Origin of the sequence: Candidatus Amarolinea dominans (assembly GCF_016704685.1) — a bacterium.
Lineage (GTDB): Bacteria > Chloroflexota > Anaerolineae > SSC4 > Amarolineaceae > Amarolinea > Amarolinea dominans.
Window position 1 is genome coordinate 111,125 of record NZ_JADIZS010000004.1, and the last position, 26,625, is coordinate 137,749.

The following is a 26,625-nucleotide window of genomic DNA, read 5'->3' on the forward strand; positions in this document are numbered from 1 at the left end:
GTCCGGGCAAACCGCCAAAACGGAACGCAAGTAATGTACGAGCGCGCGGCGATAACCGGCCAACTCAACCGGTCGGCTCTACCCGGTCTCCAATCAGCTTCTCTTTGACCGATTGACCTTCGGGCCAGACGCAGCAGTAAGCCAGGCGCAGCGGATATTCCAGGTTGATGGCCCCAGGGCCGCCGCGGTTCTTCTCCAGCGACACGATCAGCCAGTTACGGTACGCCTCGGCCTTGTGCGGGCTGTAGGTCAGATGCGAACGGGAGACGATGTCATACTTGTTGTTCAGCATCAGGATGACGTCCGACTCGTACTGGAGCGCGGAACTGCCGCGCAGATCGAACAGGCGAATGCGATCGCCTTGCAGCGCCTTGCGGTCGGCCGCGGCCACGGCCAGGACCGGGATGTTGAAGGTGTTGGCGATGTCCTTCAGGCCTTCGGCCACCATCGTGGACTTGTCATCTTCGTCTTTCGCGACGCGTGGATGGATCGGAATCTTCTGCAGGTAGTCCACAAAAAAGACGCAATCGCCCTGGAAGCGGGCGGCCAGCGCGCCGGCCATCTGGCGCAAGGCGTCGAGCGTGGTGGTGGTGGTATTGGCCTTGACCATCTCCAGCCGGCTGCCATAGCGGTCCACCTGGGCCAGCATCGGCGCCACCCGCGGGTCGGCGCGCAGGGCTGAGGTGATGGGACGGCCCGAGCGCGCCGCTTCCAAAAAAAGCGTGTTCAGGTGATAGAGCGTGAGCGGTTCTGGCAGCCCGGCCAGGGCGCTTTCCATGCACAGCAGGCGCTTGGAAAGGTCAATGTGGTCGTGTTCGTAGCAGACGTACATGGCGCCGCGCGTGGGTGATGACGCGACGACGTTGCGCGCCATTTGCAGGGTCATGGTCGTCTTACCCACACCGGGCGCGCCGCCGAACAGGACCAGCTCGCCGCGACCAACGCCGCCGCCGATCAGGCGATCGAGCGGTTCATACCCCAGGGGCATCATCGTGTAGCGCCCGGTTGTACCGCGACTGGTTTCCTGGTCGGCCCGACGTAGAACCTCGGCCAGGCTGGCCGGCTGCGTCTGATGGACTTGCCAGTCACTGTTATTTGCGTTTGCTTCGGGCATACCCGATCTCCTCTCGACCTGGTTGACTCCCGTGTGGGCGGTGGTATGCGGATCATGGTCATGGACAGCGCCTATTGTCCCCGCGGATCGGTCTCTTGTCAACCCCTGCTGTAAGGCTATTTTTGCACTACAGCGCCACCAATTGGGGAGCATAAACCCGGCTGTGCTATAATATGCTGCAAGCGGGCACGAATTGCGTTTGTTTCCTTAGGCGGAAAAGTGAAGTCTATTCCCGCTTGCAGTATACAGTCCAGCCAGATTTCATCCACAAAGGACATCGCGATGTCATTTTCTTTCGACCCGGCGGCTGCAACCGCCCTGCCTGCTGCCCCACGGGGACCGCACCCGTTTACCCTGCTCTGGTGGATTTGGGTGCGTCCCCGCATGGCGCTGACGGCCGTGCGCGACGGCCGGCGCTGGCTGCTGCTGATCCCACTGCTGGTCATCCTCAGCCTGCTGGCGCTGCGGGTGGTGGTCGAGGCGCCCTATGTGACTGAACTGCGGCGCCAGGCAAGCATCGAACAGATGCGCCAGACGCTGTCGCCGCAAGAATTCGAGAACCTGCCGCCCGAAGCGCTGCAAGGCCCCACAGCCCAGCCGATCTCCCTCGGACTGCTGGCCGCGCTGGGGCCGCTGCTGCTGGTCTGGGGGGTTCGCGCAGGTATCCTGCACTTACTCGGACTGGCCTTTGGCGGTCAGAACACGTATGGCAGCCTGTTCAGCACCGCGGCCTGGGCCAGTTTGCCCCTGGCCTTGCGCACGCTGCTGCAGATCATCTTCATCGCCGGCACCCGGTCACCGGTCGTGGGCAGCGGCCTGGCCGGCCTGATGACGCCTGCCGAGCAGATCATCAGCGGGCCGGCGGGGTTCGCTGCTGGGCTGCTGAGCACCGTGGATCTGTTTTCGCTCTGGTACGTCATTCTCTTGGGCATGGCGATGTGGGTCAGCGGGCGTTTGAGTCGCAACAAGGTGCTGATCATCATGAGTATTTACGTCGTGCTTTCCCTGTTGCTGGGCGCTGCGCCCAGTCTGCTGATGGGCGCCTTGTCCCGGGGCTTTTAGCGCGGCAGGCGTTGATTTCGATGGCAACCATGGCAAATTCAGACAACGGTCAGGGCACGCCTTCGACGATGATGATCGAGGTTAGCGGCCTGCAAAAAATCTACGTGATGGGCAAGACCCAGGTGCATGCGTTGCGCGGGGTCAGCCTGCGCGTGCCGCGAGGCGAGTTCTGCTGTCTGATGGGAACCTCTGGCTCCGGCAAATCCACCCTGCTGCACCTGATCGGCGGCTTGGATCGGGCGTCGGCCGGTGAGATCACGGTGTCCGGGCAGAAACTAAGCGAATTGGACGAAAATGACCTGGCGGCCTACCGGCGCACGTGCATCGGCTTTCTCTTCCAGTCGTTCAACCTGGTCTCGACGATGACCGCGGCGCAAAATGTGGAGTTTCCGATGCTGTTTGCCCGTGTGGCGGCGGTCGAGCGCCGGCGGCGGGCGCAGCATCTACTGCAAGCGGTGGGCCTGGCCGCGCGTGTGGGGCACAAACCGACTGAGCTATCCGGCGGCGAGCAACAGCGCGTGGCGCTGGCGCGGGCGCTGGTCAATCAGCCGACCATTCTGCTGGCCGACGAGCCGACCGGTAACCTGGACAGCCACACCGGCCAGGAGATCATGGACATCATGCTGCGCGCCAACCGTGAGGCCGGCATCACCATCCTGATGGTGACGCACGACCCGGCCGTGGCCCGTTATGCGGACCGCGTGGTGCGCCTGAAGGACGGTCATGTCCTGGGTGAAGAAAGCGCCGAGAACCTGGAGAAGGCGGCAGCCGTTATTTGATTCAGGAATGCTTAAAGGAGCATTATGCGTTCGAGCCTGAGACTCGCCTTGTATCTGACCGTGCTGTGTATGCTGATCGGTGTTGGGCTGCCAACCCTGGGTCACGGCATGGTGGCGCATGCGCAAACCAGCACGCCGCCGACTTCTAACGAGCGGCCGCTGATCTTCATCCGCAGTTTCCGCACGGAGCCAGCCGTGGTGCAGGCCGATCAGACCTTCCGCCTGTTCCTGGAACTGCACAACGTGGGGTCGGCGGGCGCGACGAACATCATCATCTCCCTCGCCAGTGAAAACTTCGTGCCCCAGGGATCGTCCAGCGTCAAAACGCTGAACGGGCTGACGGTGGATGAGCACGGCTGGGTCTGGCAGGACCTGCGCGGCAATCCCGATCTCAAGGGTGGCACCTATGCGATGGCGATCAGCATCAGCTATCAGGGCGACGATGGCGTGCCCTATGCCTCCAACGAGACTGTGGGCGTCAATGTGGCTGCGGCGCCCCCCACCCCAACGCCCACCGCGCAGCCCAAACCGGGCATCCCCCAGTTGGTGATCGAACAGGTAGCCACCGATCCCGTCACCATCATCGCGGGGGAGCCGTTCACGCTGACCTTTGCGGTGCGCAACACCGGCACCGGCGCGGCGCGGCGCACGTTGGTCACGGTGAGCAGCGAGAATAAGAATTTTGCGCCGACCGTGGGCAGCAATGTCGTCAGCGTGGGCGACATCGGCTTCAACAAGCGGCAGGCGGTCTCCTTGCACCTGGTGGCCGACACGGATACGACGCCGGGTCTGCACACCCTGCAACTCGGCCTCGATTTCATCAACTGGGGCGATGAAAAGTACAGCTCGCAGCAGGTGATTGCCGTGACCGTGGGCGGCGTCAGTGTTGGCAGGCCTTCGACGCCGCAAGCCCTGCCGATCATCGAGAGCTACGTCAGCGAACCGCTGCGGCCCAGTCCTGGCCAGCCCTTGACGCTGCGCCTGAACATCCGCAACGTGGGCACGAGCGATGCGCGACGGCTGAATATCACCTTCGGCACCGCGTCCACGGGCGGCGCCTCCGCGGTCACCGTGTTTGCCCCGCTGGGCACCGGCAACGTGCGCGTCGTACCGGTACTCGGCGTCAACGAATTGACGACGGTCGAGATGCAGTTCATCGTCAGCGGCTCGGCCAGCGCGGGCACCTACGTCGTGCCGATTGAGTTTAGCTACGATGGGCCGACCGACAAGACGCTGGAGCGCACCGAGCAGATCACCCTGCTGGTCAGTGTGGCGCCCCAATTGCGGGTCAGCTTCTATCGGCCGGTGGGTCAACCGATGCCGGGCACCCCCATCGAGCTGCCGATCGAGATCATCAACCAGGGCCGCAACACCGTGGGCATCACCTCGGTGGAACTTGGCCCTGTGGAAGGATTGACGTTCGAGAACGCCTCGGTCTACATCGGTTCGCTCGACTCCGGTCAGTCGGGCACGCTCGACGCGCAGGCAACGGCCGCGCAGGGCGGCGAGTACAACATCGAAATCATCATCAAGTACATTGATGATTTCAACCAGAACCAGGTTTACACCGCCACCCTGCCGCTCAGCGTTCTCAACATGGGCGAACCGGGCGACGGCAGCGGCGGGAGCGATGGCGGCAAAGGCACGAACGGCGGCGAACCGCCCATCACCCGCGTCCAACGCCCCTTCTGGCAACGCCTCTTCCTGGGCCTGTTCGGTCTCGGCAGCGGCTGACAGAAACACAAATGACATTGATTGACCTGTTTCGCACCGTTCTATCGAATCTGAACCGCATGCGCATGCGCGTGGTGTTGACGGCCATTGGCGTGGTCATCGGCACGGCCGCGGTCTTGGTGTTGATCAGCCTGGGCGCGGGTTTGCAGCGCAGCGCCACGCAGGGCATCGGCGGCATCTCCGACCTGACCCTCATCAACGTCATGGGCGAACAGGTGGTGATGATGGAAAAGAGCGCGCCGGATCCGTCAAGCGTCCAGCGCAGCGAGGCGCAGGGCCTGACCCTCAAGGTGTTGGAAAAGCTGCGCGCCCTGCCCAACGTCGTGGCGGTGACGCCGCAGGAATATATGCAGGGCCAGGTGGAGGTGCGTTACAATCGGCTGACGGGCGGAGGCGGCATTTTGGGCGTGGATCCGGAAGCCTGGAAGGCGTTCGGCTACAAGCTGACCTCCGGCGAAAACCGGGTAAGCACCGGCCAGGTCGTGGTCGGCGCCCAGGTCGGCGCCACACTCTACGATCCGCGCCAGGCCGGCCGCAATGAAGGCCTCTTCGATGGCCCCAGGGGCCTGGGCGCGTCAGGTGAGCCGGACGTCACAGACTTGCAGGACGCCAGCCTGACCCTGCGCGCCATTCGTTACGACAACGAGGGCAAGATGGCGACGCGCAATCTGCGCGTGCAGGTGACGGGCGTCCTGGCGTCGTTGGGCGAAACCGACTACAACATCTACCTGCCGCTCAAAGAGGTGGATGAGTTGAACCAGTGGTTCAGCGGGCGCCGGGTGGATCGCACGCGTGAGGGCTATCAGCAAGCGATCGTCAAGGTGGCCAATTCCCGCGACGTGGCGGCCGTGCAGAAGGAGATTCAGCAGATGGGCTTGAACGCCTACTCCGCGCAGGACACCGTCAACAGCATCAACTCCTTCTTCCTGGTGCTGCAAGCCATCCTGGGCGGCATTGGCGCCATTGCGCTCCTCGTCGCCGCGTTCGGCATCGCCAACACCCTGAGCATGGCGATCTACGAGCGCACGCGTGAAATTGGCTTGATGAAAGCCATCGGCGCGCGCAACCGCGATGTCATGAGCATCTTCCTGGGCGAAGCCGCCGCCATCGGCTTCCTGGGCGGCGTGGTCGGCGCCGGTCTGGGCTGGGCGGTCAGCGGCGTCATCAACCTGATTGCGCAGTCGGCCCTGGGGCAGCAGGGCAACCCCATCTTCGGCGGTCCCGGCGCCGACAGCAGCATCGTCTACACCCCTATCTGGCTGATTCCGTTCGCTGTCATCTTCGCCACCCTGGTCGGCCTGCTCTCAGGCGTCTTTCCAGCCCTGCGCGCCGCCACCCTCGATCCGTTGAAGGCCTTGAAGTACGAATGAACCAGGCCACCCTCTCCCGCGCAACGGCCGTCTCGCGGCTGATGCGCTGGCTCGGCGCCGCAGCCCGGCCCCCCGCACCTGCACCGCAGCAGGTGGACGCGACTGGCGCAGAGCGGCCGTTTTCCCTGGCCGACTGGACCGTGATTCTGCAGGAGGCGGTCCGGCACGGCGTCCATCTCCTCCTGGCCGAACATGGGCAAACGATCGCCACGCCTGATTATGTCATGCGCTGGCTGGCGGCTGAGACTGCGGCCAACGCCCGGCGCAATGACCTGCTGGCCGCGGAATTGAGCGCCATCCTGGTCGGCGCGGCGGCGGCCCAGGTCGAGCTGATCCCCTTCAAGGGCGCGCACTTCCTCCTCGAACGGCGCAGCTATCCCCGGCCTGAGGTCAGACCGCTGGCCGATCTCGATCTGCTGGCGCGGCCGGGTCAAATTCCCGCGCTGCGGAAGGTCATGCAGGCCCTGGGCTACAGCGAAGAATCACGCGTCACCTGGAAGCACCTGAGCTTCATCAAGCCTGACAACCGGCATCTCGCGTCCTTCAGCGCCGGCGATCCAAATAACCCGCGGCGGGTGGAGGTTCACAGCGCGCTGGCCGAAGATTTTCTGGGCCTGCGCCTCGATCTGACGACCGCGGCCTGGGGACACAGTCAACCCATGGAGATGGAAGAGATGGAAATGGACGCGGCATCGGTGCGCCTGCTGCCGCCCTGGCTGCTCTTCCTGCACCTGGCGGCCCACGCGTCGCAGGATGTGTGGGAGCGCAAGGCGCGCCTGCTACAACAGGCCGATCTGCAGCGGGTCTGGCAACAACTGACGCACCCGGACATTGCCATCATCGGCGGCGCCTGCGCGGCGCCGGCCGCCTGGTTCGATGCACAGGGCTTGAGCGCGCGGGACCGAGCCGCGGCCAGCCTGGTGGGCGTAGCGCGCCTGGAACCGCGCTTGCTGCTGCCCAGCCTCACCCTGCTGGAAACCGCCTTCCCCGGCGCGCTGCCGCCCGGTCTGACAGCCGCATTGGCCGCGCCCCTGCCGCCCGCGCTGCGGGCCTGGCTGCAACATCTCAGCCTGGCCGAGGTTTCCCTGAGCAATCCTGCGCCGCGGCGCCTGGCCGACAACCTGCGTTGGACGCACGGGCCGGCAGAGCGCGTGGGCGCGCTGCGCCGCCTGCTGCTACCCGACCGCTTCGGCCTGTTGGGCAACCGCTTCCCGCGCCTGGTCAGCTCACCGCTTTATCCGCTGGCCTACCCCCTGCACCTGGTCTTCCTGGGCGGCTGGTTACAGCGCCGCCTGCGCCGCCACGGCCAGCGCGCCGACGGCTCCCTCCATCAACGCATGCTCGATGACCTGGCCCACAGCCTGGCCGCAGAAGCCAACCGGTAGGGGCATGGCCTTGCGCCTGCCCGCTCAGCCAGGCAGTGAGAATGGTCTCGATAGCGCCCGGAGTGCCCCCCTGCCCCCCAATCCTGGGGGAGCCGAATGCTTTTCCCCCCAGGATTGGGGGGCAGGGGGGTCGTCTGAGCAAACTTTTCATTCGTCTAGTCTTTGACAAAAGATATTTCCTTTAGTATCATAACGGTAGTGTTTTGGTTCGTCAAGGTCTTATCCGCACAGGAATCGCAGATGGCAGGATCGTTATCAACACCCACAACCAGTTTATTGCTTACCATTCGCGGCTTACTGCCGGCGCTCAATGAGCAGGAGCAAAAGGTGGGTCAGTACGTGCTGGATCACGCCGATGAAGTGATCCACCTGGTGATGAGCGACCTGGCCGAGAGGTGCGCAGTCAGCGATACGACGGTCTTTCGGTTCTGCCGGCGGGTCAGGACCGACGGATACCAGGATTTCAAGATCCGCTTGGCGCTGGAGTCAGAGCCAGATCATACCACCACCTATGCTTCGATCACGGACGGGGATAGCGTCGCCCAAGCTGCGCGAAAGGTCATCGCGGCTGACGTCAAGGCATTAGAGGACACTCTCAAGGTGCTGGATTTGGCCGCCCTGGAGCGTGCCGCGGATGCGCTCCTGGCGGCACGCCGGGTGGACATCTACGGATCCGGCGGCGGAGCCATCGCCGCGCTGGAATTGCAATACAAGCTCATGCGCGTGGGTGTGCGCGCCGTCCCCCATACGGACGGCGAGATGCAGGTGATCTCGGCGACGCTATTGACACCGGCCGACCTGGCTATCGGCATCTCACATTCTGGGGAGTCGCACGATGTCCTGCGGGCGCTTGGGGTAGCCCGACAGGCCGGCGCCACGACGATTGCCATCACCAACCACCCGGCCTCTCCCCTTGCGAAATCAGCTGACATCAGCCTGCACACGGCGGCTCAGGAGGCCCTCGCCCACGGCTATCCGCTCGGCGCGCGCGTGGCCCAGGTCGCGTTGATTGATGTGCTTTACGCCGCACTGGCGCTCCAGTGCCCGTCCGAAGTTGAACGCAGCCAGGTGCGCATCGCCGATGCTTTGTTGATACGATTGAGCTAGTCGAAAATCCAGTCGTGTCGTGTCGTGTCGTGTCGCAATGAAAGGGCTATCACATGACCCCATTTCTGCAACTCGTTTTTTCTTTGATGGTGATTATTACGGCGGCGAAAACCGGGGGCTGGTTGGCCAACCGCCTGCGTCAGCCAGCCGTCCTGGGCGAACTGCTGGTTGGCGTCTTCCTCGGCCCCAGCGTGCTCGACCTTCTCCACTGGCCGTTTCTGGCCAATCCGGTTGATCCGCATTTGTTGACCGAAGCAGTTTACGAACTGGCTGAGTTGGGGGTGGTCTGCCTGATGTTCCTCGCCGGTTTGGAGGTGGACATACGCGAGATGCAACGCGCGGGGCGCGTGGCGACGCTGGCGGGTGTCAGTGGCGTGATCGTGCCGCTGGCGCTAGGCGCACTGGTTATGCTGCCGTTTGGCTACCAGGGTAACGCCGCCCTCTTCGTCGGCATGATCCTAACCGCAACCAGCGTCAGCATCAGTGCGCAAACCCTGCTCGAGTTGGGTATGTTGCGCAGCCGCGAAGGCATTGCGCTCCTCGGTGCGGCCGTCGTAGATGACGTGCTGGTCATTCTGTTGTTATCCATCTTTGTCGCCGTGGCAACCAGCAGCGCGGGGCTGGCCGCGGTGCCGCTCATCCTGCTACGCATGCTCATTTATCTGGGGGTGGCCGTGGCCGTCAGCTTCCTAGTGCTGCCACGGCTGGCCGACTGGGTGGATCGCCAGTCAATCAGTGAGGGGTTGGCCGCGCTGGTCTTGGTCGTAGCCCTGGCGTTTGCCTGGACTGCCGAAGTGGGCGGCGGCCTGGCTGCGATCACCGGCGCGTTCATCGCCGGTGTTGGTTTCGGCCGTAGTCATCTGCACGCCAAGATTACACGCAGCATGCACACCATCACCTACGCATTCCTGGTGCCGATCTTCTTTGTCAGTATTGGCCTCAAAACGGACGCCCACCTGCTGACTGGGCCGAATCTCCTGTTGATTATGGTCCTGGTCGTGGTGGCCGTCATTTCCAAGGTCGTCGGGGGTGGGCTCGGTGCACGCCTTGGCGGCTTCACGAACCGAGAAGCGCTGCGTGTCGGCTTGGGGATGATTAGCCGCGGCGAGGTGGGCCTGATTGTAGCGGCCGTTGGTGTGAATGCCGGACTGATCCAACCAGAACTATTTTCCAGCATCACGTTCATTGTACTGATTACCACCCTGATTACGCCGCTCTTTCTGCGGCGGGCCTTTGCCGAAAAAGAGGTAAGTTATGCCTAACATGGTCGTAGCTGTCTTGCCGAGCCTGGAAAAAAGCCAGGACGTGCTAAGTGCCTGGGAAGCCTTTGGGGTCACCGGCGTCACGATCCTGGAGAGTATTGGACTTCGCAAACTGCGGCAGTTGCGCGCCCAGCGCGATGATATCCCCTTATTCCCCTCGTTGCGACATCTCCTCGAGGAGGAAGAGTATCACCAACGCACGATTTTTGTGGTCGTGGATGACGCCTTTGACCTGGAGGGACTGATCCGCGTCACTGAAAAAGCGGTGGGCGGCAATTTCAACGCACCTGACTCCGGGTTGCTCTTTGTCACGCCGGTGACGCACGTGCTCGGACTGCGGCCGCATTGGACGCGAGAGCGCAGATAGAAGTCGTCGTGCGCCGCGCCGACCTGCCCTGCGTGCTCCAGGCCGTGGACTCCGTGGATGGCAAGGCGTTTGTCACGGTCGAAGAAACCCGCCGCGTCTATCGAGATTGGCGGCTAGGAAAATAGCTAGATGGCGTCCGTTCATCACACACAGACTGGAAGCATCCTTCTTCCGGTGTCCAACCCCAGCCGCGCGGCCAGCCTGGCAGCCACGGCAGCCCGCATCGCCTTGGCTCGATCTGCCCCGGTGATCGTTCTGACCATTGCCTTGCCGACCGATCCTTCGCTTGCGCGACTCGAGGCTGAGACAAGCGCGGATATGCAGCCGGCTTTGGAGACGGCGCTGGTTGTCCTCCGCGCAGCCGGCGTGAGCGCGCGTTCGATGGTGCGCGTTGCCGACGACGTCGGCGTAGCCATTCGTCAGACGATCCGCGAGCTGGGCAGCCAGCTCATTGTGCTCGGATGGCGCGGCGAAGCCCAACCCGACGGCAACTATCTCAACACGGCCCTCGCCGCTGTGCTGGAAGACCCTATCTGCGATGTTGTCATTGTCGGCGGATATGCCCCGCAGCAATTGCAGCGAATCCTCGTGTCGGTTGGCGGCGGACCTCATTCCGCCTTTGCCTTTCGGCTGGCTTCGGAGTTGGCTGGCACTTCTACCGGAGGCTCTGCGCAGCATGTGCAGGTAACTGCCCTGCATGTCGTGCCACAGGAGCACCATCCCCGCAGCACATTCATCTCCTCGGCTCGTCATCTTGAGCAAATTATCGATGACCGCCTGCATGATTCAGGTCTGGTTCGCAAAACCGTGGTGGCGAGTGACATCGCACAGGCAATCCTGGATGAGCTTGCGACCGGATACGATACGGTCTTGATGGGCACCTCACGCGAAGCCTTGATTGATCGGCTGCTGTTTGGGGACCTACCACAACGAGTTGCCGAGGAGAGTCGCGCGACAGTAATCGTGGTTCGACGACGCACCGGGTTTGTGACGCGGGTCTTCCGGCGCGCCTGGCATGGTATCATCGCCGCCATGCCCGCGCTGACCCCCAGTGAGCGAGACGAGGTCCGCACCGTCATCAGGGAAGGTGCGAGTTCTCGCGCCGACTTCTTTGTCATGATCGCGCTGGCTGCCATCCTGGCAGGTTTCGGCTTGCTCTTGAACAGCCCCGCGGTCATCATCGGCGCCATGCTGGTCGCACCGCTGATGACCGCCATCGTGGGGATGGGGTTGGGAATTATTGAAGGTGACACCGGTCTTCTGAGGATGGCAGCCTGGGCTTCAGCCCGTGGCATGCTGCTGGCCATCTTGATTGGCGCCCTGTTGGGTATGCTTGTGCCGGATGCGGCCACGACGCCTGAAATCATGGCGCGTACGCAACCGAATGTGCTGGATCTGGGCGTCGCCCTGGCCTCTGGCGCGGCCGGCGCCTACGCGTTGTGCAGCAAATCAGTCTCTGCTGCCCTCGCGGGCATTGCGATTGCCGCCGCGCTTGTGCCGCCACTGACCACAGTTGGCATCGGCTTGGCACTCGGTCGTCAAGACATCGCCGGCGGCGCGCTGCTCCTGTTCTTGACGAACTTGATCGCGATTGCTGCGGCCAGCGGGCTGTTTTTTCTTTTATTTGGGTTCGCGCCGCCTGCCAGGTACAAAACACAGCGCGCCCTGTTGCGCCGAGGACTCTTGGGCGCGCTAGCGCTCCTGGCGGCTGTCACCGTGATCCTCGGCATCCTCACGACCCAGACCCTACGTGTCGTGCGCCTCGATCGAGCCATTGACGTAGCGATTCGGGCCGAAGTCGAAATTCTGCCTGATACTGAACTCGTCGAAGTACGGCGTAGCCAGACCGATGATGGCGTCCTACACCTGGCTGTCACCTTGCGGTCGGTCCGCCAATTCCCACATGAAACAGCGTTGACATTTCAACGAGACATCGCCACGCGCCTGCAACAGCCGGTCGCACTCTTGCTCAACGTGATTCCCGCGACCCGGCTCGATCCATTAGTGCCGCCGACATTAACGTCAACGCCAACGCCGACTCGAACGCCAACCCCTGGACCGACGGCCACGGCCACCTCACACCACGCCAACACCTTCGCCGTCCCCCACGCTCACGCTAACGGCGACGGCATCCGCTTCACCCACCGCCACGGCGACCGCGACCGCACTCTCTACCCTGACGCCGACTGCCACACCGACGACGCCTCCGACACCGGCGCCAGCCGTGGTGGTCAACACAAGCGGCCGCGGCGCCTGGCTGCGAACAACGCCTGGCGGATCAATTGCCGGCACGGTGATGGAGGGCACGGCAGTCTTTCTGTTGGGAGAGCAGATTGAAGTCAACGGGCGCCTGTGGGCACGCGTCTTGATCCCCCGGGGACTTACCGGTTGGATTGCGCTGGATTATGTGAAGCTCGTTAGTGCTACGCGTTAACCCCGCGCACTGCTCATTGCGCCCCCAGCTTATGCCATGGTTGGCATGGCTGCCGCACTGGCTGCCGCCGTACACGCACCCCTGACCGCCATTATTCTGCCGGTGATGTTTGCCGTGGTGGTCGGTCTGTTCGTGGCGCAACGATTGCGTCGTGACCCTGTCTATACCCTGGGACTTGCGCGCAAGGGGCTGCGCCTACAACGCGGTCGCGACGTGGAGGTGCTGGAAGGCATCACGGTCGGCGAGGTCATGGAGACGAACGTCGTCACGCTGCGCGAAACGTACCTGCTCGCTACGGCCGCCGATCTCTTTGCACGGACGCGCCACCACGGACTGCCGGTCGTTAATGAGGCGGGCGATCTAGTCGGTATCCTCACGGTACAGTATCTGGAACAGGCACGAAACGAAAATGATGATTCAATCTGCACGGTGGGCGATGTATGCACGCGCGAGATGCTGGTGGCGCATTCCGAGGAAAGCATTGCACGCGGGAACCATCCCGCATCGGCTTCCGTCTCGATGGCGCACTCGAAAGGAGGTGCTGCCATGAGACACCGTCTAGCCAGGCATTTCTGGCTTACTACCTGTCTGTTCATCGTGCTCGCCCAACTCGTGACCGGCTGTGAACCGGCGCCGGTGGGGGCGCAACCACAACCACCCCCCGCACCCGCCATCCCCGCCCCGGCGGAAGACCTGGCCCAGCTCACGGCCGGGCAGAATACGTTCGCAACCGACCTGTACCAGCAACTGCGTGACACCCCGGGCAATCTCTTCTTTTCCCCGTACAGCCTGGCCACGGCGCTGACGATGACCTATGCCGGTGCCCGCGGTAACACTGAAACCCAGATGGCGCAGGTTCTGCACATCACCTTGCCGGCTGCCAGGCAGCATGCGGCGGCGGCAACCCTCAACTGGACGCTCTACCCCGCGGAGAAAAGCAGCGCCCGGCTCAACACCGCCAATGCCCTGTGGTCCCAACTGGACCTGCCGCTGCAAGCAGACTTTGTGGCCCTGATGAATCAGCACTACGGCGCCGGCGTCAAGCCGACCGATTTCAAGCAGGCGCCAGAAGCGGCCCGTGTAGCCGTCAACGATTGGGCGAGTTTCCAAACCGCCGGCAAGATCACGGACCTGGTTCCGCCCGGCATGATCACCGCGGACACCCGATTGGTGCTGGCGAATGCCATCTACTTCAAGGCCGATTGGCTCCTGCCGTTTGACAAGGCGCTCACGCGGGACGAGCCGTTCTTCCGCCTGGACGGCAGCGAGCGCCGCGTCCCCATGATGTTTATGCAAAAGCCCGCCGATCTCGCCTACGGCGCCGGCGACGGCTTCCAGGCGGTCACCCTGGAGTACACGGATACGCTCATTGCCATGACGGTCATCGTGCCGGACCGCGGGCGCCTGGAGACGGTTGAAGCAAACCTCAGCGCGGACTGGCTGCGTACGAGCATGAGTTCCATGACCTCACGCAAGGTCGCGCTGGGCCTGCCCAAATTCCGCTTTGGCTCGACCTTCTCCGTGGCGGATGCGCTCGGCGAGCTGGGCATGTCCGATGCCATCACGCCCTATCAGGCCGATTTTTCCGGCATTGATGGCACCCGCGATCTCTTCATCGGCGCGGTGGTGCACAAGGCTGTGGTGGAGGTGGATGAGAAGGGCACCGTGGCGGCTGCCGCCTCGGCTGTCGGGATGAGGGCGACCTCGATTCAAGTAGAGGAGGAACCGGTCCGCCTCACCGTTGACCGTCCCTTCCTGGTGGTAATCCACGACCGGCAGACCGGCGCGATCCTCTTCCTGGGCCGCGTGGTGGACCCGGCTTAAGATTCAGGCGGATATGTCCCCGGCACGGGTCAGAAGATCGTTCTTCAGAAACGGTCTGTGCGGCCTGTGCCGGGGACAGGGCAAGGCCGCGACGATCTCGGCTTCGCTCTTGTGGCCGTGCGGATCGCGATAGGTTGCCAGTTTGTGCGGATTGCGCTCGTCTGCGATAATATCCTGAATGATCGCAAACCCGGTCACGCCGGTGATGTCGCTGAGCACGTTGGTCAGCTTGAGGTTCATCAAGTGTTCGCTTGTTTATGGGTCTAATGGCGTGGCTATTGGCACTGGGAGCACGCTATGAGCGTCCTTTTTCCCGACACCCACCCCAAAATGGAAGCCCTGCAAATCCAGCTATGGCGGCAGGCCAGCCCCACCCGCAAAATGAACATGCTGGCGCAGCTCAACAAATCGGCGCAAATGCTGGCGACCATGGGACTGCGCGCCCAATATCCCCAGGCCAGCGAGGCCGAAATCCGCCGCCGGCTGGCCGGTCTATTATTGGGAGAAGAGACCGCCCGCAAAGTGTATGGAGAAATCAGCCATGCAAAATGAACCGATTGAAGTCACGCTCAATTTTACAATCGCAACTGGCCCGCGCCCAACAACAGACCTTCGCCTTTGAGACGGAAATCAGCGCCAAATTTGCCAGCCCCGAAGATACGGTCCTTGCCAAGCTCGAATGGTATCGCATCGGCGGCGAAGTATCAGAGCGCCAATGGCGCGATATTCTCGGTGTGCTGATAACCCGCGCCGGCGCACTCGATCTGGATTATTTGCGGAAATGGGCGGGCGAACTCAGGGTCAATGATTTGCTGGAACGCGCCTTAGGAATGAGAATTAAATAAGTGTCCGCTTTGGTGCTGTCTGTATGCTCAGAATTCGCTCGGAACTGGACAGTTAAAAAATTCTCATTCCTTACAACAAATGAAGTACAACGCACGCAGATTATCCTCAGAGCAATTCATGGGATCATGATCCAGGTGCGCCACGGTCAGCAACTACTGTGTCACCTGGCAATCCGACTTGTTCGGCGAAGGCGCCGTAGTGCGCTCTTATATTGCGTCGCCGCCCAACCCTGCGTGCAGGCGACGGAGGCTAATAAGTCGCAAAATCAAAGTTCAGGCGACAGCCGCCCCCACGCCTGACACACGCCGTTAGCGGCCTGCACGACCTATCGATCCACTGCATGACGCGATCAGGAACTCCATGGCAATCACGAAGGACAAAACCAACGATACCGGCGCCAACCTCGGCTTCGAAGCGAAGCTCTGGGCCGCCGCGGACGCGCTGCGCAACAACATGGATGCGGCCGAGTACAAGCACGTCGTCCTGGGCCTCATCTTCCTCAAGTACATCTCCGACGCGTTCGAGGCGAAGCATACGGAACTGGATGCGCAGCGCGCCGAGGGTGCGGATCCCGAAGACCGCGACGAGTACCGCGCCGCCAGCATCTTCTGGGTTCCCAGGGAGGCGCGCTGGCAGCACCTGAAGGCCAGCGCGCCGCAGCCCACCATCGGCACGCTGGTTGATGACGCGATGGCCGCGATCGAACGCGACAATCCGTCGCTCAAGGGTGTGCTGCCGAAGGATTTCGGCCGCGCCGGCCTCGACAAGCAGCGGCTGGGCCAGATCATCAACCTGGTGAGCGACATCGCCTTCAACTCCCCTCTCCCCGCGGGAGAGGGGCCAGGGGTGAGGGCCGACCGCGCCAAGGACACGCTCGGCCGCGTCTACGAGTACTTCCTGGCACGCTTCGCCAGCGCCGAGGGCAAGAGCGGCGGGCAGTTCTACACGCCCTCCAGCGTGGTGCGCGTGCTGGTCGAGATGCTGGCGCCCTACAAAGGCCGCGTCTACGACCCTTGCTGCGGCTCCGGCGGCATGTTCGTCAGCAGCGAGAAGTTCATCGAAGCGCACAGCGGCAGGATCGGCGACATCTCCATCTACGGCCAGGAGTCCAACTACACCACCTGGCGCCTGGCCAAGATGAACCTCGCCATCCGCGGCATTGATGCACAGATCGCGCACGGCGATACCTTCCACCGTGACGCGCACCCCGATCTCAAGGCCGACTATGTGCTGGCCAATCCGCCCTTCAACGACAGCGACTGGCGCGGCGAGCTCCTCAAAGACGACAAGCGCTGGGTCTACGGCGCACCGCCCGCGGGCAACGCCAACTACGCCTGGGTGCAGCACTTCATCCACCACCTCGCGCCCACGGGGCTTGCCGGCTTCGTGCTCGCCAACGGCTCGATGTCGTCCAACCAGTCGGGCGAGGGTGAGATCCGCAAGGCCATCATCGAGGCCGACCTGGTGGACTGCATGGTGGCGCTGCCGGGCCAGCTCTTCTACTCGACGCAGATCCCGGTCTGCCTCTGGTTTTTGCGCCGAGACAAGCGCCACCTCCCCTCTCCCGGCGGGAGAGGGGTCGGGGGTGAGGTGCGCGACCGGCGCGGCGAGACGCTCTTCATCGACGCGCGCAAGCTGGGCACGCTGGTGGACCGCACGCACCGCGAGCTGAGCGACGCCGACCTCGCCAGGATCGCCGGCGCGTACCACGCCTGGCGCGGGGATAAAGGCGCGGGCGCGTACACCGATGTGCCCGGTTTCTGCATGGCCGCGCGGCTCGACGACATCCGCAAGCACGGGCACGTCCTCACGCCGGGACGGTATGTCGGCGCGGAGGCGGCCGAGGACGACGGCGAGCTATTCGAGGAGAAGATGGCGCGGCTCGCTGCGACGCTGCACGAGCAGCAGACCGAGGCTGCGAAGCTCGATGCTGCCATCGCCGCCAATCTCAAGGAGTTGGGCTATGGTCTATCGAAATAACGATGTACCGGCATCCGGCGCTCTTGGAGGTCTTGAAGGCATGAGAGACCATTTTACTCGCAGAGATATGCCGGCAAAATCGGTATTTCATCGGCATATCGCCCGAATATGCCGACGTCATCGGCATATCGTTGCCTCACAGAGCAGTCCTATGCGCGTCATCGTTGACTTGGAGGAGCTTGCGTATGGCGGGTGAGTGGAAGCGATACCAAGTAGCCACGCTCATCGAAAGTGGGGCGCTTGTGGTCGGCGACGGCTACCGGGCAAAGAATTCTGAACTAACAAGTTCTGGTCTACCCTTCGCTCGAGTCAGCAACATCAATGCTGGGTTTTTCTTTAAAGACGCGGACTACTTTCCGGAAGAAAACCTTCGTCTTGTCGGCAACAAGGTAAGTCAGCCGGGTGATGTCGTATTCACATCAAAGGGTACGGTTGGCCGCTTTGGGTTCGTGAGTTCGGATACGCCAAGGTTCGTTTATTCACCGCAGTTGTGTTTTTTGGCGCTCGGTGGATCGTCAACTGATTGACCCTCGCTTTCCTCTCATTCTGGATGTCAGGCCGCGAGTTTTCATCCAGTTCAGAGGGGTCGCTAGCCAGACAGATATGGCCGATTACGTCAGCTTGACGGACCAACGCCGTATGCATATCACGCTTCCACCCCTCCCCGAACAACGCGCCATCGCCCACATCCTGGGCACGCTGGACGACAAGATCGAGTTGAACCGGCGCATGAACGAGACACTGGAGGCGATGGCGCGGGCGCTCTTCCAATCCTGGTTCGTGGACTTCGACCCTGTGCGCGCCAAGGCCGCCGGCCGCGACCCCGGCATGCCCAAGCCCCTCGCCGACCTGTTCCCGGATTCCTTCGAAGACTCGGAGCTGGGGGAGATTCCGAAGGGGTGGGAGGTCAAGAAACTCGGCGACTTACTGGAACTGGCTTACGGAAAGGCGCTCAAGGCAGAGGATAGGCAGGAGGGAGACGTGCCGGTCTATGGCTCGAACGGTCAAGTGGGTTGGCACAACGCCCGGCTCGTGGTCGGACCTGGAATCGTTGTTGGCAGAAAGGGAAACCCCGGGATCGCAACATGGGTTGCGACCGACTTCTTCCCTATCGACACGACCTTCTATGTCTTGCCCAAGGCGAGTTGCCAGAGCCTGGAGTTTCTGTTTCACATGCTCCGAACCCATGATCTTGCTTCGCTTGGGGCTGACTCAGCGGTGCCAGGGCTCAATCGAAATCTCGCGACCATGAGCAACCAGGTTCTTCCGCCTGCAGAATTATTCGGACACTTTGAACGCTTCGCAGGCGAGCTTGCGCGTTGTGTGAACTGCGGGAACGAGGAGTCTCGCACCCTCGCCGCGCTGCGCGATGCGCTACTGCCGAAGCTCATCTCCGGGGAGGTGCGAGTGGGGGATGCCGAACGATTTGTGCGAGCCGAACAAGGATAGGTACACCATGACCGAACCCGAAACTCTCATCCCCAAGCACGGCGGCTACCGCAACCTGAAGAGCTTCCAGGTCGCGCAGTTGGCCTACGACGTGACCGTGCGTTTCTGCGACCGCTACATTGACAAGAAGAGCCGCACCCACGACCAGATGGTGCAGGCCGCGCGTTCGGGGGTGCAGAACATCGCCGAGGGCAGTCAGGTGTCGGGCACATCGAAGAAGATGGAGTTGAAGCTGACCAACGTGGCGCGCGCCAGCCTCGAGGAGCTGCGGCTGGACTATGAGGATTTCCTGCGGCAGCGGGGGCTACCGCTGTGGGAACGAAGCGATCCGAGGCGGCAGGCTCTGATTGATCGGCGGTGTCGTACGGCTGATGACGTTGCGCGCTGGGTAAAAGAGATACATGACCGGGATCTCAGTGGACGCAGTGGACAGGGTGGACGCAGCGCACCGATCTCATCTGAGCTGTCCACACAGTCTACACAGTCCACCAACAGCGCCTACCCAGAAATAGCAGCCAATGCAGTCCTGACCCTTATTTCTGTGGCCACCGCCCTCCTGGACCGCCAAATCGCCGCGCAGGCCGCCGCCTTCGAAACAGAGGGCGGCTTTACGGAGCGGCTCTATCGAGTCCGCCAAGACAGAAGGCGGAGCCCATGAGCCACGGCTTCACTGAATCCATCGTGGAGGACGCGGCCCTTGCCTGGCTCGAAGCACTGGGCTATGCGGTGCTGCACGGCCCGGCCATCGCGGCCGGCGAGCCGGGCGCGGAGCGCAGCGATCCGGCCTACCGCGACGTGGTGCTCGATGGGCGGCTGCGCCAGGCGCTTTTCCAGTTGAATCCGGACCTGCCATACGATGCCCTGGAGGATGCCTACCGCAAGCTCACCCGCAGCGACGCGTCGTCGCTCGTGGAGCGTAACCGTGCCCTGCACCGGATGCTGGTCAATGGGATCACGGTCGAGTACCGCCGCAAGGACGGCTCGCTTGCCGGGGCGCAGGCCGGGGCCATTGACTTCGATGCGCCGAACAACAACGACGCTTTGCCCCACGCCTCGTTCATCGGCTTCACCGGGACGCCGATCGAGAAGACCGACGCCAACACGCGCGCCGTCTTCGGCGACTACATCAGCGTCTACGACATCCAGCGCGCCGTCGTGGATGGCGCCACGGTGCCCATCTACTACGAGGGCCGGCTCGCGCAGCTCAAGCTGAAGGATTCGGAGCGCCCGAAGATAGACCCCGAGTTTGAAGAGGCGACGGAAGGCGAAGAAGTCGAGCGCAAAGAGAAGCTCAAGACCCGGTGGGCGCAGCTTGAGGCCGTGGTCGGCTCTGAGAATCGCATCAAGCTTATCGCGCGCGACCTGGTGGAGCACTTCGAAAACCGTACGTCAAGCGCATCTTACGCAAGTACGGCTACCCGCCGGACAAGCAGGAGAAGGCGACGCAGACAGTGCTGGAGCAGGCGGAAGTGCTCTCCGAAGGCTGGGCGGTCGCATGAAACACCCCGAGCAGGCGGCCTAACATGGGCATGCGGACGCGATGGCGGATCATGATCCAGGTGCGCCACGGTCAGCTCTCGCCCTTGTTCTACAACCGCCGCGGCGGCGGCTTCTTCCACCACGGGCTTAACCGACTGCGCAATGGCAAAGGTTCTGTGGTATACTTGGGCTCGCAAGTCAGAAGACGTAGGCGAGGACAAGGATTCGATGCGCCAGGAACTCGATATTTACATTCGTGCCCGCTATCCGCTGTTGTACGTGGTGACAGCGGAAGAGGAACGCGCGCTGGCCGAAATCCAGAAGCTGGCCGATGAATCCAAGACGCGCAAGCAGGTGATTGCCTGGTCGTGTACGGAGGGCTTCGTCAACCAGGCCAGCGGCCGCAAGGATCCGGCCAAACGTGATCCACTCGTGGCGCTCAACAGCATCATGGAGGACAACACCCCGACGCTGGTCATTTTGCGCGACTTTCACCCATTTTTTGAGAATCATGAGATCGTGCGCAAGCTGCGCGACCTGGCCCAGGCCCTGCAGAAGGGCCATCGCACCGTGATTCTGCTCTCGCCGGTGCTGCGCATCCCGCCGGAGCTGGAAAAAGAGATCACGGTCATTGACTTCAGCCTGCCCAATGAAGCCGAGTTGGCTGACCTGTATGAGCGCGCGGTGCAGACGCTGGAGGCTGACGGCAAGGCGCGTATCCAGCTCGACCGGCGCGAGCGCGAGCGCCTGGCCAAAGCGGCCCTGGGGCTGACCTTGTCCGAAGCCGAAAAGGCGCTGGCCAAAGCCGTCATCATGGCCGGCGGCCGCCTGGATGGTCACGCCGCGGAGGCGGTGACGGCCGAGAAGAAGCAGATCATCCGCAAGTCGGGCTTGCTGGAGTTTTACGACACCTCGGAGACGCTGACCGATGTGGGCGGCCTGGATGTGCTCAAAGAATGGCTGCGTAAGCGGGTGCGCGCCTTCTCAGCCGAGGCGCGCGCGTTTGGCCTGCCGGAGCCGCGTGGCATCCTGCTGGTGGGCGTGCAAGGCTCTGGCAAGTCGCTGATGGCCAAGGCTGTAGCCAACGCCTGGCGCCTGCCGCTGCTGCGCCTGGATGTGGGACGCCTCTTTGCCAGCCTGGTCGGTTCGTCCGAAGAAAACCTGCGCACCGCCATCCGCGTGGCCGAATCCATTGCGCCGTGCCTGCTCTGGGTGGACGAGATCGAGAAGGGCTTTTCTGGCGTCGGCAGTTCCAACGTGAGCGATGCCGGCACCGCGGCGCGTGTCTTTGGCAGCTTCGTCACCTGGCTGCAAGAAAAGAAGGCGCCGGTTTTTGTCGTTGCCACCGCCAACCTGGTGGATCAACTGCCGCCCGAATTGGTGCGCAAGGGGCGCTTCGATGAGATTTTCTTCGTAGATTTGCCCATGACTTCAGAGCGTGAGGACATCTTCCGCATCCATCTGCGCAAGCGCAACCGCGATCCGCAGCAGTTCGATATCTCAACCCTGGCGATGTCGAGCGAAGGCCTGAGCGGCGCGGAGATCGAGCAGGCCGTGGTGGCGGGCCTGTACGAGGCCTTCGATCAGGGCCGGCCGCTGGCGACGGACGACATGGTCAGCGTGCTGGCCGAGACGATCCCGCTGTCACAAATGATGGAAGAGACGGTCAACGCACTGCGCACCTGGGCCAAGCACCGGGCGCGGCCGGCGTCATCCCAAACCCGGCTGTTTTAGACGAGCGATGAACAAATTTTATGCTTGAACGATTCGAATGGCTGGAGATTCCGGCTGAAGTGCAGGCCCCCAAGAAGCGCCGCTCCTCGGCCGATGACGTGGTTTTGGGTAAGCGCTGCCCGGCGTGCGGCTGGCTCGATGAAGAGACCGCGCTGGAATGTTTCCGCTGCGGGCATCGCTACAACCGCCAGACGCAGTTGGTCAGCGCCATCGAGGCGCTCGGCGTGCAGTTGCGTCCGCGCGTCATCGAAGGACACAGAGACATGGCGCGCTTCCTGCGCCAGCAGGAGCCGGCCGGCCTCGATCTGTTTCACTTACGCCTGCGCGCCGAGATGCTGCACCTGTCGCGTGGCTTCGATGAGTTGATCTGCCTGGAAGATATCGCGGTGGATCACTACGATCATCAGTTGGACACAGCCCGCCGCGCCCTGCGCGACATGCGCGGCCGCGCCCTGCTGGCCGATGAGGTCGGCCTGGGCAAGACCATCGAAGCCGGCATCATCATGAAGGAGTTGATCGAGCGCGGGCTGGCGCAGACCATCCTGGTGCTGACGCCGGCGTCGCTCACCGAGCAATGGCGCGAGGAGTTGGAGAGCAAGTTCCGCGAGCCATTCACGGTCCTCGATGCCGCGGCCGACTGGGCCGCGGTGGCAGGCGCCAGCGCGGGGCGTTGGATCGTTTCCCTGGACACGGCCAAGCAGGCCAACCGCGCCGAGCATCTGCTGAAACGTGACTACGACCTGCTGATTGTGGATGAAGCGCACAAGCTGAAGAATCGCAGCACGGTGGCCTGGCGGTTTGTCAACCAGATTCGCAAGCGCTATGTGCTGATGCTGACCGCCACGCCGGTGCAGAACGACCTGACCGAGCTGTACAGCCTGGTGACGATTCTGTCACCGGGGCACCTGGGCACGGTGCGCGGTTTCCGGCGCCAGTATTTCGATCAAAGCGATGGGCGCCAGCCCCGCAACGCGCCGGCGCTGCGACGCCTGCTCAACGATGTCATGATCCGCAATCAGCGCAGCAAAGTGACCGTGCATCTGCCCGCCCGCCGCGCGGCCGTCTATCATCTGAACCTCTCCGAGCCTGAACTCAATCTGTACCGGCAGGTCACGCAGTACATTCGCGATGAATTCGAGCAGGTAGGCAATAGCAAACACCTGCGCCTGGTGCTGCTCACGTTGCAGCGCGAGCTGTGCAGCAGCCCGCAGGCGGTGGCCGGCACCCTGCAAAAGCTGGTAGCCGACACCCAATATCCGGAGGCGACGCGCCGGCGCCTGGCCGCGTTCCTGGCCCTGGCGCAGTCCATTGGCGAGAGTCGCAAGCTGAGCGCCGTGCGCGAGATCCTGGGGCGCTTTCCGGGCAAGTTCCTGATCTTTACTGAGTATCGGCACACGCTGGAGCAGATCGTCAGTCAGTTGCGCGCCTGGGACATTGCCACCGTGGCATTTCATGGCGGCATGAACGTTTTTCAGAAAGAGGACGCGGTGCGCGCCTTCGCGAAAGACGCGCGCGTGCTGGTCAGCACCGAATCGGGAGCCGAGGGGCGCAATCTGCAATTTTGCCATCAACTCATCAACTATGACCTGCCCTGGAACCCGATGCGCGTCGAGCAGCGTATCGGTCGCCTGCACCGCCTGGGTCAACGGCACGAGGTCAGTATTTTCAACCTGTCCAGCAACGAAACGGTCGAATCGCACATCCTCGACCTGCTGGCCTACAAGATTCGCATGTTCGAGCTGGTCATCGGCGAGCTGGACCTGATCCTGGGCACGCTCGACGCCCGCAAGAGCTTCGAGGACCTGGTGCGCGAGGCCTGGCAAGGCAGCCGCAGCGAGAATGATCTGACCACACGCATGGGCGCGATTGGCAGCGCGATTGATCGCGCCCGCCGCGAGTTCGACCACATTCGACAATCGAACGATCTCCTCAACACCTGGTTGGAGAACTGAGGATGCAGACGACGCCGCGCAACCTGCCCGGCCGCGACCCTGCGCGGCCCCTGGAATTTCCGCTGGATCGCTCAAGCTGATGGCACGCAAGAAGGCAACCACCCAAACCCCGGCCGATTCACCTCTGCGCCAACTCGCGCTGGAGTTCTTCCGCCTGTTTGGCGCCACCGTGCAGACCAATGGCAGCACCGCCTTGACGGTGGAGTTGACGCCAGACCTGGCGGCTCATTTCGATAAGCCAACCCTTAGCCTGGTTTTTTCGACCGCAGAGCTGTCGCCCTATCATGACCTGGTAGCCTATGGCAGCCGTGTGTTCGACCGCATGATGACCTACATCGCCAATCACGGTTCGATGGCGCGCGAAACGCTGCCAACCCATTTCCCTGAGCTGGCAGTGAGCCGCCTGCCCGGCGAACTGACCCTTTCGGCTTGCGACCTGACCCACAGCGCGGGCAAGAACGGCTGGCGCTACCTGTTTCAGTTCAATTTTCACATCAGTTACCGGGCGGATGACAAGCGCGAGGAGGTCTTCTCGGTGGCGCTGGACGAGGATGGCAACCCGGTGCCCAACATGGGCGATCTGTTGGCGCAAGCGGCGCGGGCCGGCGCTGAGGTAACCGCGCCCAAGATGGAAGGGCTGATCGAATTGGCGCAGCAGGCACAGAAGTTGGCGCTCTTTCATGCCGATCAGCAGTGCGGTGAGGTCGAGCAGGACATTTTGCCGCGCTTACATGCCATCCTCTCACGCCTGGTCAACTACTATGAACAGCAGGCGCTGGAGATCCAGGAGCGCGGCGATGATCCCGACTATGCCGCCAATCAGCGCCAGGCGCTACGCTCCGATTTGCAACGCAAAATTGCGGAAGAGCTTGAGAATCATCGGCTGCGCGTGGCGGTGACGCTGTTCAGCCTGGCGCAGGTGGCGCAGCCCACGTGGGAACAGAGCCTGAGCTTGCGCAGCCGGGCGGGCGACACCACACTGAAGCTGCCGCTGACGCGTAACATCTACACCGGCAAGTTGACCCTGCCTGTCTGTCATGCCTGCGATACAGAGACGGCCGTGGTAGGCGTTTGCGCGCACGAGCATGTCAGTTGCCCCGCCTGCCTGACCCATTGCCACGCCTGCGCCAGAGACATCTGCCTGGAATGCGGCGTGCAGGGCTGTACCGTTTGCAAGGAATTGCTCTGCCAGGACTGCGCCGTCACCTGCCCGGCCTGCGGTCAGTGGGCGTGTCAGGAACACACAGCGCGCTGTCCCATTTGCCAGGAGACCACCTGCTTTGCCTGCCAGGACACCTGCGCGCAGTGCGGGGTGCAGCAGTGCAAGACTCACCTGGTAGCCGATTATCTCGCGCCGGGAACGCTGCTCTGCGCCAATTGCGCGCTCACCTGCCCTCACTGTCAGCGCCCCAGCGCGCAGACGGCCCTCTGCGACTTCTGCGGCCAGGTTTTCTGCCGGGGTTGCACCGATTCCTGCTATGCCTGCGGCAAGGTCTTCTGCCGACCCCATCTGCTGGCGGATCCGGTCAACGGGGGCGCGGTGTGCAAACGCTGCGTGGCGCCCTGCCCGCACTGCGGCATGAAAACCGCCTCGCTGACGACCTGCGCGGTGTGCGGCGTCACACAGTGTACTTCATGTCTGCAAGGTTGCGCAGAATGTGGTACAATGGTCTGTGCAGATCACCGGGAACGGTGCAGCCTGTGTGGGCGGTTGCACTGTCAGCGTCACAGCGACCGCTGCCACATGGATGGAAAGACCGTATGCGTTGCCCACAGCTTTGCCTGTCCGGTCTGCGGCGCCACGGTGTGTCATGCCCACCAGAAGTTCTGTGTCGTGTGCAACATGGCTTATTGCCCCGATTGTATCAACCTGGACAACAACGTTTGTGCCACATGTCAACAGTTGGAGGATGCGGACCCGATCAACCTGGCGCAGGAACCGGTGGCTCACGATCCAGATGTGGCAGCCCTGGCAACGGCCTACACCTGGCGTTCAGCCAGCAATCGCGCCCACACCGTCTATTTCGGCACGCGGCTGATGGGACAAATGACGCTCGTCGTGAGACACGACGGCAAGGTGGTGCATACATCTCATGTCAAGGGGCTGGAATCGCTGATCAGGTGGGGACGTCGTCTTCTTGGATGAACTGAATGGAACACGATCAATTTTTCAAGACGCTTCTGCGGGCGTTCCTGGCCGAATTCCTGGATCTTTTCTTCCCGGATATCAAGACACGGGTGCCCTTGGGGGACGCCGAAAGGGGGGGGGGGGGGGGGGGGGGGCCCCCCCCCGGGGGGGGGTCTGGGGGGGGGGGGGGGGGGGGGGGGGGGGGGGGGGGGGGGGGGGGGGGGGGGGGGGGGGGCGTTCCTCCAAAACGGAAGGGGGGGGGGCGGGGGGGGGGGCGGGGGGGGGGGGGGGGTCGGGGGGGCGGGGGGGGGGTCCCCCCCGGGGGGGGGCGGCCCCCCCCGCGGCCCCCCCCCCCCCGGGGGGGGGGGGGGGCGGGGGGGGGGAAAGGGGGGGGGGGGGGGGGGGGGGGGGGACGGGTTTTTTTTTGTTGGGGGGGGGGGGGGGGGGTGGGGGGGGGGTGGGGGGAAAGGGAACAAAACCCCCCGGGGGGGGGGGGGGGGGGGGGGGGGGGGGAGGGGGGGGGGGGAAAAAAAACCCGGGGGGAAAAAACGCCGCGGGGGATTCTATAACACGAGCCGAATCGGGCACGCCAGAATGTCCTGGCGATGTGTGTCAATAA

23 protein-coding genes and 1 pseudogene are annotated in these 26,625 nt (G+C 63.1%); 22 read left to right on the forward strand and 2 right to left on the reverse strand.

Annotated elements, in window-relative coordinates; translation table 11 throughout:
• Positions 1 to 64: 64 nt before the first annotated feature.
• Complete coding sequence (locus IPF85_RS03705; RefSeq protein ID WP_343406715.1) at positions 65 to 1,114, reverse strand: DnaB-like helicase C-terminal domain-containing protein; 1,050 nt, start codon at positions 1,112 to 1,114, stop codon at positions 65 to 67.
• Positions 1,115 to 1,396: 282 nt separating this feature from the next.
• Here IPF85_RS03705 and IPF85_RS03710 point away from each other — a divergent pair, with 282 nt between their 5' ends.
• The 11 genes from IPF85_RS03710 (at position 1,397) to IPF85_RS03760 (ending at position 14,438) form a co-directional block, all read left to right on the forward strand.
• Positions 1,397 to 2,176, forward strand: a complete 780-nt coding sequence (locus IPF85_RS03710) for a YIP1 family protein (protein ID WP_343406716.1) — start codon at positions 1,397 to 1,399, stop codon at positions 2,174 to 2,176.
• A gap of 29 nt (positions 2,177 to 2,205) precedes the next feature.
• Entirely contained in the window at positions 2,206 to 2,955 is a 750-nt protein-coding gene (locus IPF85_RS03715) for an ABC transporter ATP-binding protein (RefSeq protein WP_343406717.1), read from the forward strand.
• A 24-nt stretch (positions 2,956 to 2,979) separates the two neighbouring features.
• Positions 2,980 to 4,689: a hypothetical protein gene (locus IPF85_RS03720; RefSeq protein ID WP_343406718.1), complete on the forward strand. Its 1,710-nt coding sequence runs from the start codon at positions 2,980 to 2,982 to the stop codon at positions 4,687 to 4,689.
• A gap of 11 nt (positions 4,690 to 4,700) precedes the next feature.
• Positions 4,701 to 6,059, forward strand: coding sequence for an ABC transporter permease (locus IPF85_RS03725; RefSeq protein ID WP_343406719.1), 1,359 nt, complete (start codon positions 4,701 to 4,703; stop codon positions 6,057 to 6,059).
• Entirely contained in the window at positions 6,056 to 7,444 is a 1,389-nt protein-coding gene (locus IPF85_RS03730; RefSeq protein ID WP_343406720.1) for a nucleotidyltransferase family protein, read from the forward strand. The genes IPF85_RS03725 and IPF85_RS03730 overlap by 4 nt, the downstream gene beginning before the upstream one ends.
• A gap of 240 nt (positions 7,445 to 7,684) precedes the next feature.
• Complete coding sequence (locus tag IPF85_RS03735; RefSeq protein ID WP_343406721.1) at positions 7,685 to 8,551, forward strand: MurR/RpiR family transcriptional regulator; 867 nt, start codon at positions 7,685 to 7,687, stop codon at positions 8,549 to 8,551.
• A 53-nt stretch (positions 8,552 to 8,604) separates the two neighbouring features.
• On the forward strand, positions 8,605 to 9,813 hold the full coding sequence (locus IPF85_RS03740; RefSeq protein WP_343406722.1) for a cation:proton antiporter: 1,209 nt from the start codon (positions 8,605 to 8,607) through the stop codon (positions 9,811 to 9,813).
• Positions 9,806 to 10,180 carry a hypothetical protein gene (locus IPF85_RS03745; RefSeq protein ID WP_343406723.1) on the forward strand — a complete coding sequence of 125 codons (375 nt, stop codon included), beginning with the start codon at positions 9,806 to 9,808 and terminating at the stop codon, positions 10,178 to 10,180. The genes IPF85_RS03740 and IPF85_RS03745 overlap by 8 nt, the downstream gene beginning before the upstream one ends.
• 8 nt (positions 10,181 to 10,188) lie before the next feature.
• Complete coding sequence (locus tag IPF85_RS03750) at positions 10,189 to 10,305, forward strand: hypothetical protein (protein WP_343406724.1); 117 nt, start codon at positions 10,189 to 10,191, stop codon at positions 10,303 to 10,305.
• A 4-nt stretch (positions 10,306 to 10,309) separates the two neighbouring features.
• The gene (locus tag IPF85_RS03755; protein WP_343406725.1) at positions 10,310 to 12,517 is read left to right on the forward strand and encodes a DUF389 domain-containing protein; all 2,208 of its coding nucleotides are present in this window, start codon (positions 10,310 to 10,312) and stop codon (positions 12,515 to 12,517) included.
• Between the two features lie 142 nt (positions 12,518 to 12,659).
• Entirely contained in the window at positions 12,660 to 14,438 is a 1,779-nt protein-coding gene (locus IPF85_RS03760) for a serpin family protein (RefSeq protein WP_343406726.1), read from the forward strand.
• Positions 14,439 to 14,441: 3 nt separating this feature from the next.
• Here IPF85_RS03760 and IPF85_RS03765 read toward each other — a convergent pair whose 3' ends face one another.
• A complete protein-coding gene (locus IPF85_RS03765) occupies positions 14,442 to 14,678 on the reverse strand; it encodes a hypothetical protein (protein ID WP_343406829.1) in 237 nt (78 codons plus the stop codon).
• 57 nt (positions 14,679 to 14,735) lie between these two features.
• Between IPF85_RS03765 and IPF85_RS03770 the strand changes: the two genes are divergently transcribed.
• The 11 genes and pseudogenes from IPF85_RS03770 to IPF85_RS03820 all read left to right on the forward strand — a co-directional run bounded on the left by IPF85_RS03770 (position 14,736) and on the right by IPF85_RS03820 (position 26,024).
• A complete protein-coding gene (locus IPF85_RS03770) occupies positions 14,736 to 14,990 on the forward strand; it encodes a hypothetical protein (RefSeq protein ID WP_343406727.1) in 255 nt (84 codons plus the stop codon).
• Positions 14,987 to 15,283 (forward strand): hypothetical protein, encoded by a 297-nt coding sequence (locus IPF85_RS03775; RefSeq protein ID WP_343406728.1) that lies wholly within the window; start codon positions 14,987 to 14,989, stop codon positions 15,281 to 15,283. Before IPF85_RS03770 ends, IPF85_RS03775 begins: the two co-directional genes overlap by 4 nt.
• A 361-nt stretch (positions 15,284 to 15,644) precedes the next feature.
• Positions 15,645 to 17,264, forward strand: coding sequence for a class I SAM-dependent DNA methyltransferase (locus IPF85_RS03780; RefSeq protein ID WP_343406729.1), 1,620 nt, complete (start codon positions 15,645 to 15,647; stop codon positions 17,262 to 17,264).
• Between the two features lie 185 nt (positions 17,265 to 17,449).
• Positions 17,450 to 17,791 (forward strand): hypothetical protein, encoded by a 342-nt coding sequence (locus IPF85_RS03785; protein ID WP_343406730.1) that lies wholly within the window; start codon positions 17,450 to 17,452, stop codon positions 17,789 to 17,791.
• A gap of 112 nt (positions 17,792 to 17,903) precedes the next feature.
• Positions 17,904 to 18,713 (forward strand): restriction endonuclease subunit S, encoded by an 810-nt coding sequence (locus IPF85_RS03790; RefSeq protein ID WP_343406731.1) that lies wholly within the window; start codon positions 17,904 to 17,906, stop codon positions 18,711 to 18,713.
• Positions 18,714 to 18,720: 7 nt separating this feature from the next.
• Positions 18,721 to 19,371, forward strand: coding sequence for a four helix bundle suffix domain-containing protein (locus tag IPF85_RS03795; RefSeq protein ID WP_343406732.1), 651 nt, complete (start codon positions 18,721 to 18,723; stop codon positions 19,369 to 19,371).
• Positions 19,368 to 20,099: pseudogene (locus tag IPF85_RS03800) on the forward strand (type I restriction endonuclease); the annotation flags it as partial. The gene IPF85_RS03795 and the pseudogene IPF85_RS03800, both read left to right, overlap by 4 nt.
• Positions 20,100 to 20,110: 11 nt before the next feature.
• Positions 20,111 to 20,212, forward strand: coding sequence for a type I restriction enzyme endonuclease domain-containing protein (locus IPF85_RS03805; protein ID WP_343406827.1), 102 nt, complete (start codon positions 20,111 to 20,113; stop codon positions 20,210 to 20,212).
• A 208-nt stretch (positions 20,213 to 20,420) separates the two neighbouring features.
• Positions 20,421 to 21,926, forward strand: a complete 1,506-nt coding sequence (locus IPF85_RS03810; protein WP_343406733.1) for an AAA family ATPase — start codon at positions 20,421 to 20,423, stop codon at positions 21,924 to 21,926.
• Positions 21,927 to 21,946: 20 nt separating this feature from the next.
• Positions 21,947 to 23,878: an SNF2-related protein gene (locus IPF85_RS03815; protein WP_343406734.1), complete on the forward strand. Its 1,932-nt coding sequence runs from the start codon at positions 21,947 to 21,949 to the stop codon at positions 23,876 to 23,878.
• A 79-nt stretch (positions 23,879 to 23,957) separates the two neighbouring features.
• Complete coding sequence (locus tag IPF85_RS03820) at positions 23,958 to 26,024, forward strand: hypothetical protein (protein WP_343406735.1); 2,067 nt, start codon at positions 23,958 to 23,960, stop codon at positions 26,022 to 26,024.
• Positions 26,025 to 26,625: the final 601 nt, after the last annotated feature.